The sequence below is a fragment of the Collimonas sp. GW821-FHT07E08 genome (assembly GCF_059418905.1).
Window position 1 is genome coordinate 77,017 of sequence record NZ_JBWKQR010000003.1, and the last position, 15,369, is coordinate 92,385.

A 15,369-nucleotide genomic window follows, 5' to 3' on the forward strand; every position below is an offset into this window, starting at 1 on the left:
ACTTCGACCGGTATCAGCACCAACGCCAGCAACATCGGTTCGCTGTCGACAGGGCTGAGCACGACCAACAGCAATGTGACCTCGCTGTCAACGTCGACCTCGACGGGCCTGAGCACGACCAATAGCAGCGTTTCATCGCTGTCAACGTCGACTTCGACCGGCATCAGCACCAACGCCAGCAATATTGGTTCGTTGTCGACAGGCTTGAGCACGACCAATAGCAACGTGACATCGTTGTCGACTTCGACCTCAACGGGTCTGAGCACAACCAACAGTAATATGACCTCGCTGTCGACTTCGACATCGGCCGGTCTGAGCACGACCAATAGCAGCGTGTCATCGTTGTCAACGTCGACTTCGACTGGCATCAGCACTAACGCCAGTAACATCGGCTCGTTGTCGACAGGGCTGAGCACGACCAACAGCAATGTGACATCGTTGTCGACCTCAACTTCGACCGGTATCAGCACCAACGCCAGCAACATCGGTTCGCTGTCGACAGGGCTGAGCACGACCAACAGCAATGTGACGTCGCTGTCGACCTCGACTTCGACCGGCATCAGCACCAACGCCAGCAATATTGGTTCGCTGTCGACAGGCCTGAGCACTACCAACAGCAACGTGACGTCGTTGTCGACCTCGACTTCGACCGGCATCAGCACCAACGCCAGCAATATTGGTTCGCTGTCGACCGGCCTGAGCACTACCAACAGCAACGTGACGTCGTTGTCAACCTCGACTTCGGCCGGCATCAGCACCAACGCCAGCAACATCGGCTCGTTGTCGACAGGGCTGAGCACAACCAATAACAATGTGACGTCGTTGTCAACGTCGACCTCGACCGGCATCAGCACCAACGCCAGCAACATCGGCTCGCTGTCGACAGGCCTGAGCACCACCAACAGCAATGTGACGTCGCTGTCGACCTCGACTTCGACCGGCATCAGCACGGTGCAAAGCGGCGTGAATTCGCTGTCCACCGGCCTGAGCACAACAAATAGCAATGTGGGCTCATTGTCGACTGGCTTGAGCACGACCAACAGCAACGTGGCGTCGCTGTCGACCTCCACTTCGACTGGCTTTGCTACGCTGTCGACGGGAGTTGCCAACTCTGTCCAGTATGACAACCCCGGTCATACCAGCGTTACCCTGGGAGGAGTTGGCGCGACAACGCCAGTGACCCTTACCAATGTGGCTGCCGGCGTGAGGCCAACCGATGCGGTGAATTACAGTCAGCTGTCGTCTTTGTCTACATCAGTGTCGACGGACATCAATTTACTGGCAGCCGGCTTGAGCACGGCGACGAGCGGCATCAGTTCGTTGTCAACCGGTGTCGCATCCGTATCGGCAAACCAGGCGGGAGCCGGTACAATGCCGGCCTCGTTGAGGTCGCTCGCAGCTACGTCAAATGCCGCTGCAGCCAACGGCGCGGTGGTTGGCGGCACGACGATGGGCGGCGCCAACAGCGACGGTACGGTGCAGACGCGCGGTACTAACGGCACGGTGATCAACAATGTGGACCCGGCAACCTGCGGCACAGTGAAGGGAGTCGATGCGACCGGTTCCGGCTTGTGCGCGCAGGCGACCAAAGACGGCGCGACGGCATTCGGTTCCAACGCACAGGCAACCGATGCCAATACCACGGCCGTGGGCTTCCGTGCCTTGGCCTCGCAGGCCGGATCGGTGGCGATCGGCAATAACGCCCAGGCGACCGGCGATCCTACCGTCGCGATTGGGCAGAATGCGCTGGCCTCGGGCAATAACTCCGTCGCGACCGGCGCAGGGGCGCAAGCCACCGGGAATAATGCGGTGGCCCTGGGCGCCGGTTCCATCGCGGACCAGGCCAATACGGTATCTGTCGGGGCTCCTGGCAGTGAACGCCGCATCACCAACGTGGCGGCCGGCGTCGATCCAACGGATGCAGTGAATGTTTCGCAATTGTCAGCGGTGAAAAACCAGATTGGAGATGTCCAGCGCATTGCCTTTAGCGGTGTGGCAATGGCAGGGGCTCTGGCCGGTCTTCCGCAAGTCGATAATGGCAAGAACTTCGCATTAAGCGCCGGAATCGGCAGTTATGCCGGCTACACGGCCCTGGCTATCGGCGCCAGCGCTCGTGTCAGCCAGAGCACTGTCATCAAATTCGGTGTCAGTACAACTTCCGGTACGCGTACATTGCTCAATGCTGGAGTTGGCTATTCATGGTAGCGATGAACTAGTTGTTCAATGTGCTTCGAATGAGCGTCCTTGGACGCTCATTTTTTTTACAGGCACGATTTTCATCAATCCGGGCCTCGGAAAAGCAAGCAAGCGCCAGGCTCTTGCCGCACCTGATGCGGAAATCCGCCGCCATTGCTGCGTCGCCCGCCATGGCAGGTGCTGGTTCAATACGAGTCATCAGGCGCCCAGGCCAGCACGTCCAGATGCGGCCCGGGTCTCCCTTGGCCGACGGCGCATGCCAGCGATGCCGGTCGTCCCTGCAGGCTGCCGCCGGACTCCCTAAAAAAATCACGATGCTTGCCGTTAACTACGTTGTGGACGGTGTTGTTAAGCGAATGTCATGAAATTTCGCGGATCCCGGTCGATATCGGCCGGCTGGCGTCCTGCACGGAAACGGGATCGATGGAAAAATTCGCGGCTGAGAAAAGCGATTTTCTTCGGCGTTGATCAATCGCACTCTTGACAGAAGAAATAGAAATGAAAATTGTAAATCTTAAAGTCGGTACGCGGATGGGAATCGGGTTCGCGATTGTTCTTTCACTTTCAGTCGTTTCGATCACCACCGGCATATGGAACCTGCGCCAGGTTGCCATGGAGACGCAGCGCATGATGGAAAGTCCCCTGGCAAAGGAACGGATCGTGTCCGACTGGACCGTCCTCACCAACGCCGCCATCGCCCGCACTTCGTTCATTGTCAAAAGCACGGACGATACTTTAGCCACCACGTTTGCGGAGGACATCGACGCCAGCGCCAAGAAAGGCACCGAAATCCAGAATTCGCTCGAACCGCTGCTGACCTCTGCCTCGGAAAAAGAGAAATATGCACTGATCAAGACTTTACGCGAAAAATATCAGCAGTCCAAAGTCGCGGCAATGAAAGCCAAGCAGGGCGGAAAGGCTGAGGAAGCATCGCGGATATACAACAGCGAATTCATGCCGACGGCGAAAAGTTACCAAGGCGAGCTTTTTGCGTTCCTGGCCTTGCAAAGAAATAATATCGACCAGACCGGGCTCCAGATTGCCCAGCTATATAACCGCAGCCTCAACCTGCTGCTGCTGCTGGGCGTGCTGGTGATCGCATTGGGCGCGGTGTGCGCCTTCCTGATTTCTCGCTCCATCACGCGTCCGCTGGGCGAAGCAATCAAGGTAGCGCAAACCGTCGCTTCCGGTGACCTGGGCAGCCGCATAGAAGTGAAAACCACCGATGAAACCGGCCAGCTGATGCAAGCGTTGAAAGACATGAACGACAGCCTGCTGAAGGTCGTCGGCGAAGTGCGCGTCGGCACTGATACTATCGCCACGGCGTCAAACCAGATCGCCTCAGGCAACCTGGATTTGTCTTCGCGCACGGAACAGCAGGCCAGTTCCCTGGAAGAAACCGCGGCTTCGATGGAACAGCTGACCAGCACCGTGAAACAGAATGCCGACAATGCGCGGCAAGCCAATCAACTGGCGGTGTCCGCATCCGGCGTCGCGGTGAAAGGCGGCGGCGTCGTGTCGCAGGTGGTTGAAACCATGGACCTGATCAACGCGTCGGCCAAGAAGATTGTGGATATCATCGGCGTGATCGACAACATCGCGTTCCAGACCAATATCCTGGCGCTGAACGCGGCAGTGGAGGCGGCCCGGGCCGGCGAGCAGGGGCGCGGCTTCGCGGTGGTGGCCAGCGAGGTGCGCAATTTGGCGCAACGCTCGGCTGTCGCCGCCAAAGAGATCAAGCACCTGATCGACGATTCGGTGGAAAAAGTCGGTGTCGGCGTCAAGCTGGTCGGCCAGGCCGGCGCCACCATGGGCGAGATCGTCGACAGCGTCAAGCGCGTAACCGACATCATGAGCGAAATCACGGCGGCCAGCGAGGAACAGACCGCGGGCATCGAACAGGTTAACCAGGCAATCATGCAGATGGACCAGGTTACGCAGCAGAATGCGGCCCTGGTAGAGGAAGCAGCGGCGGCGGCTGCATCGCTGCAGGACCAGGCCGGCAACCTGGTGCAGGTGGTCAGCGTATTCAGCACCGGCGCGACGCCAGCGTCCGGCGGCGCGTCTTTGAAGACGGCAGGCCGTCAGGCTGCGGTTGCCGCAGCACCGGTACGCATAACGGCCCGTAACGCCAGCCTGCCGTCGGCGAATGTGAAAACCTTCAAGCGCGTGGCGAATGCGCCCGCTGCCGCCGACAGCGACTGGGACCAGTTTTAATTTCGTCCCTGAAAATGCTTCCGCCTTGGACGTATTGCTGCCAGCCGTCAGGGCGCATCCTGCCTGGGGAAAAATAGCGTAAAGCGGGTTGTGCCATCGCTGCTGACCGCATCCCAGCTTCCCTGGTGCAGCAGCATGATGCTGCGCACGATGGACAAGCCCAGGCCGCTGGCGTCGGACGAACCGCGGCGCGACGCGTCGGCGCGGTAGAAGCGGTCAAACAGGCGGGCCAGGTGCTGTTCTCCTATGACCGGGCCCTTGTTCTCCACGCTGATGGAGGTGCCGGCAGCGTCCTGCTGCGACAGTAGGGTGATTTCCGTGCCCGCGTCCGCATAGCGCACTGCATTCGACAGCAAGTTCGCCAGCGCCCGGCGCAGCAGGTTGGGATCGGCCCAGACCGCACCTTCGCCGCGCCACGCCAGCGTGATGTCACGTTCTTCGGCGAGCCCTTCAAAATAATCGGCAATGCGCTCCAGTTCCGCGGGCACCTCAAGCGGCTTGCGTTCTATGGCGTGATCAGCATGTTCCGCACGGGCCAGGAACAGCATGTTGTCGGTCATCTTGGACAGGCGCTGCAATTCCTCGAAGTTCGAGCCCAGCAGTTTTTCGTAATATTCGGTGCTGCGCTTCTGGCCCAGCGCTACCTCGGTCTGGCCCAGCATGTTGCCGATCGGAGTACGCAGGTCGTGCGCCATGTCCGCGGATACCTGGCTCAGCTGCGCGAAGCTGGTTTCCAGGCGGTCCAGCATGGCGTTGAAGCCGTCGATCAGCGGCAGCAGTTCGCGCGGGGCATTCCTGCTGTCGATGCGGGTGGACAGGTTGCGGATGCCGATGGAACCGGTTTGCGCTGCCAGCTGCCGTAGCGGCAACAGGCTGCGGCGCGCAATCCAGTAAGCCAGCATGGCCGCCAGCAGCGCTGCCGCCAGCGCCACGCCGAATATCTGCAGGCGGTATGCCGCCAGCATGCTGGTGCGCTCGGTGAGCAGGCGGCCGGTGGTGATCTGCAATTCGTGTTCTACATGCTGCGGATCGGTGACGCGCGCCGTCGCAGAGACAACAATGAAAGGCGTGCCGTTCTCTATCGAATGATGCACCGCGGACAAGTCCAGCGCGGCGCCGGCAGCCATCGGTTTCATCTCGGGCACGGCAATCCCGCCGGGATTGACTTCGATCAGCGGCGCCTGGCCTGGAAATTTCAGCACCAGCAAGGCTTCGCGGTTGCCCAGCATGTTGGCGAACAGTTCGGGCTTCTGGTGGATCAGGTCAAGCAGGTCGACATCGCGCAGCAGGGTGCGTATCTGCTCCACGCGGGTTACCAGCGCGGCGTCGTCGCGTTTCACCAGTTGCGCCGCCAGCGCGCTGTATAGCGCATAGCCCACTGTCGCCAGCACGGCGAACGAGAGCAGGGCAAACAGCAAGGCCAGGCGTGAAACGAGGGAGTGGCGCGACCGGTTCATGGTTCCACTTCGCAGCGGTAGCCGACGCCATGTACGGTATGGATCAGGCGGATGGCGAACGGATCGTCTATTTTCTTGCGCAGGCGCCGCACCGCGACGTCTACGACATTGGTGTCGCTATCGAAATTCATGTCCCACACGCGGGATGCGATCAGGGAACGGGACAGCACCTGTCCCTGGTTCAGCATGAAGAACTGCAGCAGTGCGAATTCCTTGTTGGTCAGCGTGATGCGGGCGCCGGCGCGGACCACCCGGCGCTTGGGTACGTCGATCTGCAGGTCGGCGATTTCCAGCAGGTCTTCCTGCCGCGCCTGGCTGCCGCGGCGCAGTACGATCTTCACGCGCGCCAGCAGCTCGGCAAAGGAAAACGGCTTCACCAGGTAATCGTCGGCCCCCAGCTCAAGTCCCTTGAGGCGGTCTTCCAGCGTGCCGCGCGCCGTCAGGAACAGCACCGGCGTATCCGTCTGCTTCTTGTCCAGCTGCAGCCGCCGCATCACTTCCCAGCCATCCATGCCGGGCATCATCACGTCCAGCACGATCAGGTCGTAGCGCAGCTCCTGCGCCATGTGCAGGCCGTCGCTGCCGTTGACGGCGACATCCACCACATAGCCGGATTCCGTCAGGCCGTTGCGCAGGTATTCGCCTGCCTTGAGTTCGTCTTCGACGACAAGAATTCTCACGCTGTGTCCCTGTATCCTGAACCCGGCACGCTGCCGAAGCCTGATTTTACCCCGGCAGGTCCGATGCGCCGGTGCCGCGGCAATCAGTTGCCTGCAGATTGTGCGGCTTCTTCTATCATGGCCGCCACTTCCTTGGCCCGCGAGATATAGATGGTATGGGCGCCATCCACTTCCACCGTGTGGCTGTGGGCGCGCGCCGCGTACATGCGTTCCAGGTCCGGGTTGATGGCGCGGTCCTGTTTCGCCACCATATACCAGCTCGGCTTGACGCGCCAGGCAGGATTGGTGATCAGCGTGGTGTTGACGCGCGCTGCCGCCGGTATTTGCGAGCGGGCCATGAACTCGGCCTGGTCGGCCGGCAGGTCGCCGGCAAAATCTTCATGGAAATGGGCCGGGTCGACAAAAACGAAACCGTCCGGCGTGGTCACGGTGCGGATCTGCCCGGGAATCTTGTTTTTGTTGGAGGCAGTCGATTCGCCGGCATCCGGCGCGTGTGCGGCAATGTACACCAGGGCGGCGACATGCGGATCGGTGCCGGCCTGGGTGATGACGGCGCCGCCGTAGCTATGCCCGACCAGGATGCTCGGTCCCTGCTGGCGGGCCAGCACGCGCACCGTGGCGGCGACGTCTTCGTCCAGCGAGGTCAGCGGTTCCTGCACCATGTTGACGTTGTAGCCGTCCTTGGCCAGGATGTTGTACACGGGTTTCCAGCCGGAGGCGTCGGCAAACTGGCCATGCACCAGCACGATATTCTTGACCGGAGCGGCGGATGCCGGCGCCGCAGCGGAAGCCAGCAGCAAAGCGGAAGCAATTGCGCAAGCAACGCGGGTTGGGGTGAGGGAGATGTTCATCATTATTCCTTGGTGGCGGGGGCACGGGGTTGGACTACTGGTACAACGTTCCCGTAGTATGGTTTCCGCGCTCCGTCAGCCTGATGACCAAGTCATGACAAAAAAATGACAATGCCGGACGTTGCGTCGTCCTGTTGTCCTCCAATTGACGCAGCGTAAGGAATTCCCGACAGCGGTTTCTCTCGTGCCCACCCGGAAATCATGATTTCCTGATGCTCCCTGTCCTTCGGATTGATTAACATTTCTGCTGAGAGAGTAGCAAAACAGGATTGCATTTTTGGAAATGCATCTGATTTCATGTCAACAACCGAAGGCAAGCAATGAAGAATGCAGACGACGCGGATAAGTACATCAAGAATGCCAACAAGATGCTGGATGCCGTCATAGCCAAGCTGGAACTGAAAAACGACGCTGCGCTTTCGCGCCGCCTTGAAGTGGCCCCACCTATAATCAGTAAAATCCGCCATGGCCGGCTGCGGGTCGGCGCATCCATCCTGATCAGCCTCCATGAAACCAGCGACCTTTCGATTGCCGAATTGAAGAGTTTTTTTTGATGTGCAGCGGTATGTTCCAGGGCGGTTCTGCATTCCAGTCCTGATTGCCATGGGGATCCTTTGAGCGGCAGGCATCAGCTGGATGCTTGTATAAGGATTTTCACCATATCCTGTCGCATGGGGTATCCTCGGAAAAACCTCGTTTGTGTCCTCAAATGGCGGCAGGAACCTGAATGATGAGCTTGCGCTGGCGTCGTCGACTGATCGTAATGCTGTGGCTGATCTGCCTGCCGACGGCGGCAATCTGCCAGCAGCTGCCATTGCGTTATTACAGCCAGTCCGATGGTTTGGCAAACATGGCCCTTACCACCTTGGCGCAAGAGCCTGGCGGCTACCTATGGATCGGGACTCAAAACGGTTTGTTCCGCTACGACGGCGCGCGCTTCCAGCGCTTTGAGCTGGAGGGCTTGTCCGCTCAGTTTGTAACCGCATTGCATGTCGACGGCAGCGGCCGGCTGTGGGTCGGCACCAGCGAAGGCTTGTACCTGTGGCAGGGACAGCGTTTTGTGCCGATGCAATTTAAAAATGTCCAATTCAGCTTCCATGAAGGGCAGACCTTTGCAACCCTTGGGCCGGATCGCCTGCTGGTGACAAGCCGGGACCGGTTGTGGCTGGTGCAGTCGGCGGACCACGGCCATTCCTGGCAGGCGCAGGAATTTTTCGAGGCAGGGCAGCTGTCGCGCTATCCCGAGATGCGGACCTTGTTCAGCATCCATGTCGGCTCGCACGGGGACCTGTGGATGGGATGCGAGCGCGCGTTGTGCCATTACGACCAGGGCAAGCTGCAGGTTCTGGGCAAGGAAAGCGGTTTGCCAGCCGGGGAAAATTGGCGCGCCATTCTGCATGACCGGCAAGGGCAGCTCTGGGTGCGCGGCGATCACAAGATCTTTATGCTGCCGGCCGACGGAGATCTCTTTCAGGACCGCTCGCCAGACCAGAACGATCAGAAAAAGGCGCACGGAATTCAGTTCCTCGCGGCGGACGCCGCCGGCCGGATTTTCAGCCGGTACGACGAAGGCATCATCCGCTGGAACGGCAAGCGCTGGGAATCCTTTGGCGAATCCAGCGGACTGACCGTCGGCGGCGGGATCAACGCCATCCTGTTTGATCGCGACGGCGGTGTCTGGCTAGGATCGCTGGGACATGGACTGGTGCATTGGATAGGTTATCCGAATTGGGAGAACTGGACCTCCAGGCAAGGCCTGCCCAACAACGTCGTGCTGTCGTTCTTGCGCGACCGGCAAGATTTGCTGCATGTAGGCACCCGTTCCGGCTCCGCCATATTGCAGAAGAACGGGTATTTTTCCGTCACGCCGACAACCTATGGCGGCACATCCCACCAGTGGGGAAACATGGTTGAAGACGCCCAAGGAAATATCTGGACCGGCTCGCTCTCAGGACTCCTGGTGCGCCGCGGGCGCGGCGCCGGAGCGGAGGTCAAGGTGGCTCAGCTGCCAACGATCAACAGCTTGTTTTTCGATCAGTCGGGACAACTGTGGATTGCCACTGAGCAGGGCATTTACAACATCAGGCAGCCGCAATCCATTCCGGTTCCGGTAAAAGTAACGGAGTTTCCGTCCATTGAGGATATCAACGCATACCAGGGGTGCCAGGGCCAGGCCGGGGTGCTGTGGTTTGTCACAGACAAGGGGCTGCTGCGTTTTGACGGCGTGCATTGGCGTAAGCCGCGGACCAAGCCGGCGGCGCAGGTTTTCCAGCCTAGCGCTATCGCTTGCACCCGTAGCGAAATATTGTGGCTGGGCAGTGAAGCAGGGAATGTCTGGCGTGGCGTCGACCAGGGCGAGACGGTGGAGATCAGCGATGTTACGCCGTCGCTGCTGCTGGATCAGTCGGTGACGGCGCTGCTCGAAGACAGGCGCGGCTGGTTGTGGGCATCTACGGATGCCGGAATTGGCGTATGGAATCACAGGCAATGGCGGTTTTTCAACCAGGAAAGCGGGCTGGTGTGGAACGACACTGACCTGAACTCCTTTTATGAAGACGGCGACGGCTCGATGTGGGTGGCAACCAGCGGCGGCGCGTCCCATATCCTGCGGCCGGAATCGCTGTTCGCGCCATTGCAGCTGGATGTGCTGGTGGAAAGCATCGCGCGCGACGGCGAAACCCTTGTCCGCGGCCAGCCTGTCCGCTTGCCGTGGAGCTCCGGCCCGCTCAACTTCAAGCTGGCGGCATTGTCTTACCAGAACCGCGAGACCCTGAATTTTCGTTACCGGATGCAAGGCCTGGAAACTGGCTGGTCCAAGACCAGCATCCCCGAGGTGCGCTATGCGGCTTTGCCTCCCGGCCGCTATCGTTTCCAGGTGGCGGCTGACAATCCTGCCATGCAGGCTTATTCGCCGATGGCGGAAGTCGAGGTCGTGATCCTGCCGCCGTGGTGGGGGACCAAGGTTTTCTACGCCTCCTGCGGGTTGCTGTCGCTGATGCTGCTGTACCTGATGCATCGCTACCGCGTCCGCTGGCTGGTCGGGCGCCAGCGGCTCAAGGAGCGGCAGGCGCGCGAGCGCGCCTATGAGCTGGAAGCGTCGCGCGAAGAAGAACGCAAGCACCTGACACGCGAAATCCACGATGAACTGGGACAGCACCTGTCGGCGTTGCGCATGGGGGTATCGGTGGTGGGGTTGGAGTTCGGAGAGAAAAACCCGTCGCTGCAAGGAAAAATCGAACGCATGGTGACGCTGGTGGACGCTACCATCAAGGTGGTGCGCAATGTGGTCTCGTCGTTGCGGCCATCGGCGCTGGACATGGGGATCGTGTCGGCGCTGGAGTGGCTGGCCGAAGAATTCAGGGACAATAACGGCATCCCATGCAGCCTGGACGTGCATGAAGAAAACATCATCCTGGATGACCAGCGGGCGACCACCATTTTCCGCATCGCGCAGGAATCATTGACCAATATCAGCCGCCACGCGCAAGCGAGCCAGGTGAAAATCAGCCTGGAGAGAAAGGAACAGCATTATCTGCTGGAGGTGCGCGACAACGGCAGGGGATTTGACGCCGGCGTGCAAAAGAAGAAATCGTTCGGCCTGATCGGCATCCGGGAACGGACACTCATGCTCGGCGGCGAGGTTGCCATTGTCAGCGTGCCTGGCGTCGGCACCACGATCAGGGTGTCGATTCCTATCGCCGACGAGGCGCCGAATCAATGAGGGCGGGGATCGATATTATTCAATCAGATTGTAGGTAATCGCGTAGCGCACCAGCTCGGCGTTATTCTGGAAGTTCATTTTTTGCATCAGCCGCGCCTTGTGGGTGCTGACCGTCTTGTTGCTGATCGACAGTTCTTCCGCAACCTGGTTGACGCTTTTGCCGCGCACCAGCAGCCGCAGGATGTGGAATTCCCTATCGGACAAGAGTTCATGGGGCGGCCGCTGGTCGGAGCTGCTGGACTCGAACACCATCTGTTCCGCCAGTTCAGGATCGATGAAACGTCCTCCCGCGACCACTTTGCGGATCGCGTTCATCAATGTTTCCGGTTTGTTATCCTTGGTCAGGTAACCGGCGGCGCCCGCCGCCAGCGCCCGGCGTGCAATCGGCAGTTCATTGTGCATGCTGAGGACCAGGACCGGCGGATAGGATTCATGGGCGCGGATGCGCTGGATGAGGTTGACGCCGCTGACGCCCGGCATGGTCATGTCGAGCAGCACCAGGTCGATCCCGCCCGCATGCAAGGCGTCGAGCACTTGTCCGCCGTTGATGGCTTCTCCGGCCACCGTCACCTCCTTGCCCAAAGCGAACAATTGTTTCAGCCCTTCACGCATGATCGCGTGATCGTCGGCAATCAGTACTCGTATCATGAATCCCTCAATTCACTTCACTTCACCATGGATGGAAATGCCAGCCCTGATCTTTGCGTCTTGATCTGGCATCCGTGGAACAGCCGGTTTTTCCCGCCATTATCGCGCACCTCCCGCCGCCGATGGTTTTCTTTTCTGCAAGGCATTCGTGCCGCCGATTTCGTCCTCGCGCCTTTCCTGTTTGCTGCTTGTACTGCTTGATGTGACGGCAACGCGCAGCTTACCGCAAGCAAGGAAATCCCTACACCAAGTTCAGGATATGACGATATTTCCCTTGTGAAAGAATGGTTATTCTCACCTCTGTCCGGTTTGTTTGTAAAAATCACATCTGAAGAGAAGGTCGGCATGGCCATGGCAAGCAAAGGTTTTACCTTGATCGAATTGATGATCACAGTCGCCATCATTGCGATTTTGTCGGCGATCGCTTATCCAAGCTATGCCGATTACGTGCTGCGCGGTTACCTGGTGGATGCTACCAACGGCATGGCTGCGGGACAGGCGCAGCTGGAACAGTTTTACCAGGACAACCGGAAATACACCGGCGGACCGTGCGCCGGCAACACCAATAATTTCACGTTTACCTGCACCTTGAGCGACCAGGAGTATGCGATTACGGCGACCGGCAGCGGTCCTGTCAGCACCTTTTCTTACACCTATACCTACACAGTCGCCGCGGGCCTGGTCAAGGCCACCACCGCGCTGAAAACCGGCTGGGGCAGCGCCTGCGCCGTTGCCTGGATCGTTAAAAAAGGGCAGCCATGCGCTTGACGCTGTCCTGGTTCCGGTCCCGGTCCGGAGGCCAGGGGTTCAGCCTGATCGAACTGATGGTCACCGTTGCCGTAGTGGCCATCCTGGCGACAGTAGCCGTGCCGGCGTTCTCTACCTGGATCCAGAATACCAAGACCCGCTCCACCGCCGAAGCACTGCAAAACGGCATGCGGCTGGCAAAAACCGAGGCGGTGCGGCGCAGCCGCCTGGTCGATTTCCGGCTGACGGCAGGCACGCCGGCCAAGGACGCCGCCACGTCGAAGACCGGCAGCAACTGGTACGTGCAGCAAAACGGCGCGCTGCTGGCAGCCGACGCCACCGATGCCGCCTACAACCTCTACGTGCAGGGTTCTTCATTGGCCGGCGCGAACGCCAATGTGACTGTGGCCGGCGACGTCGATACGCTGACTTTCACCAGCCTCGGGCGCCTCGGCAACACCGGCGCGGCATCCTATAAATTCGATGTCGCCAATCCAGGCGGCGACCGTGCGCTCAGGATCGTCGTTACGCAAAGCGGGCAGATCCGCATGTGCGATCCGAAAATCGTTTTATCCAATACCACGCCGACGGGATGCTGAATGATGAACCACTCCCTGAAACGGCAAGGCGGCTTCATGCTGATCGAAGTCCTGGCGGCGATCCTGATTTTTTCGTTCGGCATCCTGGGCCTGGTCGGATTGCAAGCGGCAACCATCAATAATTCCATCAGCGCCGAAGACCGCAGCCAGGCGGCGCTGCTGGCCGACAACCTGGTGGCCGCGCTGTGGAGCAAAAGCAAGCTGGTCAGCGGCAGCTGCGACTTGCTGTGCGCCGCCGACGGCGGCAACGCCAAGGACTACACCAACTGGCAAGCCAAGGTAAAGACTGCATTCCACGGCGGCAGCGGTGTCGCCAAGCTTGATGCGAGCAATGCCAGCCTGGTCGTCATCACCATCAGCTGGACCGCGGCCACGAAGAACAATACGGCGGCCGCCAGCCATACTTATACGACAGAGGTAGTGGTGCAATGACACAGCAATCGAAAAGCACGGCGCCGCGGATGCGCCGGCCATTCCAGCACGGCCTGAGCCTGATCGAGCTGATGGTGGCGCTGGCTATCGGCCTGGTGGTGTCGCTGGCGATTTTCAGCGTGATGTCGGTCAGCGAGGCGCGCAAAAGAAACACTACCGGCGCCAACGACATGAACCAGAACGGCGCTTTCGCGCTGTACCAGCTGGACCAGGCCATCAGGAGCGCCGGCACCGGGTTTTCCCAGCAATACACCTTGACCTTCGGCTGCGCGATCAATGCCATGCGCAACGGCAAGGCGGTGATCCCGCCCGCCGCGCTGCCGAGTCCGTTCGACGGGCTGGCGGCAAACATCGGCGGCGTATTCCGCATGGCGCCGGTGATCATCGGACAAGATCCTAAAGGTGTGCTGTCCGATACCTTGATCGTGATGGCGGGTTCCGCCGGCTACGGCGAAATGCCGGTCGAATCGACCAGCATCCCCACTACCAGCCCCAGTCCGCAGCTGCATTTGCTGAATACGCTGTCATTCTCGGCCGGGCAGCAATTGCTGGTGGCTGAACGTCCCGGCGCCGCTGCGCTGTCTCCTTGCCTGATCGAAACCGTGGACGGCTCTTACGCCGGCCCGGCCAGCAGCGGAGTGCTGCCGCTGGGCGGCGCATTTTATACGGCGGGCACCGACAAGGCCCTGACCAGCTATTCCTCCGATTCGGTCGCCCTCAATCTTGGCGGCGCACCTTCGTTCAGGCTATATGGCGTGGGCGCCAACAACACGCTGGTGGGTTTCGACCTGCTGAATGGAACGGTAACGGCTACCGACCAGATCGCTGATGGCGTAGTCGAAATGCAGGCGCTGTATGGCGTCGACAAAGCCAACAACGGCAATATCACATGGACTGCGCCGACGGGCAGTTATGCGGCCAGCGCGCTGCTGGACGGCAGCGTCAACGCCGGCAGCCTGATTGCCTCGATCAAGGCGATCCGCATCGGCATGATTACCCGTTCCGCGGTGGAAGACAAGAACGCGGTTTCGCCGGCGACCTTGCCGGCCATGTTCGACGGCACGGCGTTTTCATATGCCAAGACCTTGACTGCGGCAGAACAGAAATTCCGGTACCGGGTCCTGGATGCCGCCATTCCATTGCGCAATGCGCTTGCACTGAGCAACTGAGGAGCGCCTGCCATGACCATGCTTTCATCTTCCCGATCATCGCCCGGCGCTTTGCATCCTGGCCTGGCATCGAGCCGCAGCGCAAGGCAGCGCGGCTCGGTTTTGATCATGGCCCTGATTTCCCTGCTGGTACTGATGCTGGCCAGCGTGGCGCTGATCAGTTCGACCGACACCTCTTTGCTGACGGCAGGCAACCTGGCCTTCAAGCGCGACCTGGCGAACCAGTCTGAACGCGCCGTGGCGCAGGTCCGGACCCAGTTCGTCAGCGGGGCGCTGGTGTCGGAAACCGTGTTGTACAGCGACCAGGCGGCCCAGAACTATTGGGCGCATGTCTTGCCGTCGACAAAACTGCCGGGCATCCCGGATGTATTGATTGCATCGGCAAAAAAAGACGACATCACCGACGCCGCGACAGGCATCCGGCTGCGTTACGTGATCGACAGGATGTGCATATCAGGCACGGTTCCGGATAAATCGACCTGCACGATGGGTTCGTTCGTCGACGACAAGAAAGGCACGGCCGGCGTCACCAAGGTGAGCGCGGGGCTGGGGCCGGTCTACCGGCTGACGGTCATGGCGCTCGGACCGCGCAATACCCAGACGTTTACCCAGATTACGTTCACCCACTAAGCGCAGACTGCTGGCGGCCGCA

Annotated in this window: 16 protein-coding genes; 8 read left to right on the top strand and 8 right to left on the bottom strand. The window is 60.0% G+C overall.

Annotated elements, in window-relative coordinates:
• On the top strand, positions 1 to 2,205 hold a 2,205-nt coding region (locus AC07RZ_RS04825; RefSeq protein ID WP_494667103.1), incomplete at its 5' end, for a YadA family autotransporter adhesin.
• Between the two features lie 7 nt (positions 2,206 to 2,212).
• Here AC07RZ_RS04825 and AC07RZ_RS04830 read toward each other — a convergent pair.
• Both AC07RZ_RS04830 and AC07RZ_RS04835 read right to left on the bottom strand, forming a co-directional pair.
• Entirely contained in the window at positions 2,213 to 2,395 is a 183-nt protein-coding gene (locus tag AC07RZ_RS04830; RefSeq protein WP_494667104.1) for a hypothetical protein, read from the bottom strand.
• Positions 2,396 to 2,555: 160 nt separating this feature from the next.
• Positions 2,556 to 2,825, bottom strand: coding sequence for a hypothetical protein (locus tag AC07RZ_RS04835; protein ID WP_494667277.1), 270 nt, complete (start codon positions 2,823 to 2,825; stop codon positions 2,556 to 2,558).
• Between AC07RZ_RS04835 and AC07RZ_RS04840 the strand changes: the two genes are divergently transcribed.
• On the top strand, positions 2,728 to 4,413 hold the full coding sequence (locus AC07RZ_RS04840) for a methyl-accepting chemotaxis protein (RefSeq protein ID WP_494667270.1): 1,686 nt from the start codon (positions 2,728 to 2,730) through the stop codon (positions 4,411 to 4,413). The genes AC07RZ_RS04835 and AC07RZ_RS04840 overlap by 98 nt on opposite strands.
• A 47-nt stretch (positions 4,414 to 4,460) precedes the next feature.
• On the opposite strand, the gene AC07RZ_RS04845 is transcribed toward AC07RZ_RS04840, so the two are convergent.
• The 4 genes from AC07RZ_RS04845 to AC07RZ_RS04860 form a co-directional block, all read right to left on the bottom strand.
• A complete protein-coding gene (locus AC07RZ_RS04845) occupies positions 4,461 to 5,870 on the bottom strand; it encodes a heavy metal sensor histidine kinase (protein ID WP_494667105.1) in 1,410 nt (469 codons plus the stop codon).
• The gene (locus AC07RZ_RS04850) at positions 5,867 to 6,550 is read right to left on the bottom strand and encodes a heavy metal response regulator transcription factor (protein ID WP_494667106.1); all 684 of its coding nucleotides are present in this window, start codon (positions 6,548 to 6,550) and stop codon (positions 5,867 to 5,869) included. Before AC07RZ_RS04850 ends, AC07RZ_RS04845 begins: the two co-directional genes overlap by 4 nt.
• A gap of 83 nt (positions 6,551 to 6,633) precedes the next feature.
• Positions 6,634 to 7,401, bottom strand: a complete 768-nt coding sequence (locus AC07RZ_RS04855) for an alpha/beta hydrolase (protein WP_494667107.1) — start codon at positions 7,399 to 7,401, stop codon at positions 6,634 to 6,636.
• 92 nt (positions 7,402 to 7,493) lie between these two features.
• A complete protein-coding gene (locus AC07RZ_RS04860; protein ID WP_494667108.1) occupies positions 7,494 to 8,006 on the bottom strand; it encodes a hypothetical protein in 513 nt (170 codons plus the stop codon).
• 122 nt (positions 8,007 to 8,128) lie between these two features.
• Between AC07RZ_RS04860 and AC07RZ_RS04865 the strand changes: the two genes are divergently transcribed.
• A complete protein-coding gene (locus AC07RZ_RS04865; RefSeq protein ID WP_494667109.1) occupies positions 8,129 to 11,122 on the top strand; it encodes a sensor histidine kinase in 2,994 nt (997 codons plus the stop codon).
• A 15-nt stretch (positions 11,123 to 11,137) separates the two neighbouring features.
• Here AC07RZ_RS04865 and AC07RZ_RS04870 read toward each other — a convergent pair whose 3' ends face one another.
• The gene (locus AC07RZ_RS04870; protein WP_144737133.1) at positions 11,138 to 11,770 is read right to left on the bottom strand and encodes a response regulator; all 633 of its coding nucleotides are present in this window, start codon (positions 11,768 to 11,770) and stop codon (positions 11,138 to 11,140) included.
• Positions 11,771 to 11,787: 17 nt separating this feature from the next.
• Positions 11,788 to 12,132, bottom strand: coding sequence for a hypothetical protein (locus tag AC07RZ_RS04875; RefSeq protein ID WP_494667110.1), 345 nt, complete (start codon positions 12,130 to 12,132; stop codon positions 11,788 to 11,790).
• Here AC07RZ_RS04875 and AC07RZ_RS04880 point away from each other — a divergent pair.
• Genes AC07RZ_RS04880 through AC07RZ_RS04900 form a run of 5 tightly spaced genes read left to right on the top strand, consistent with a single transcriptional unit; the run spans position 12,122 to position 15,347 of the window.
• On the top strand, positions 12,122 to 12,538 hold the full coding sequence (locus tag AC07RZ_RS04880; protein ID WP_186450450.1) for a prepilin-type N-terminal cleavage/methylation domain-containing protein: 417 nt from the start codon (positions 12,122 to 12,124) through the stop codon (positions 12,536 to 12,538). The two genes, AC07RZ_RS04875 and AC07RZ_RS04880, sit on opposite strands and share 11 nt — an antisense overlap.
• Positions 12,529 to 13,116 carry a GspH/FimT family pseudopilin gene (locus tag AC07RZ_RS04885; RefSeq protein ID WP_494667111.1) on the top strand — a complete coding sequence of 196 codons (588 nt, stop codon included), beginning with the start codon at positions 12,529 to 12,531 and terminating at the stop codon, positions 13,114 to 13,116. The genes AC07RZ_RS04880 and AC07RZ_RS04885 overlap by 10 nt, the downstream gene beginning before the upstream one ends.
• Entirely contained in the window at positions 13,117 to 13,548 is a 432-nt protein-coding gene (locus AC07RZ_RS04890) for a hypothetical protein (protein WP_144737127.1), read from the top strand.
• Complete coding sequence (locus AC07RZ_RS04895) at positions 13,545 to 14,717, top strand: PilW family protein (protein WP_494667112.1); 1,173 nt, start codon at positions 13,545 to 13,547, stop codon at positions 14,715 to 14,717. The genes AC07RZ_RS04890 and AC07RZ_RS04895 overlap by 4 nt, the downstream gene beginning before the upstream one ends.
• A gap of 12 nt (positions 14,718 to 14,729) precedes the next feature.
• Positions 14,730 to 15,347, top strand: a complete 618-nt coding sequence (locus tag AC07RZ_RS04900) for a pilus assembly PilX family protein (protein ID WP_494667113.1) — start codon at positions 14,730 to 14,732, stop codon at positions 15,345 to 15,347.
• Positions 15,348 to 15,369: the final 22 nt, after the last annotated feature.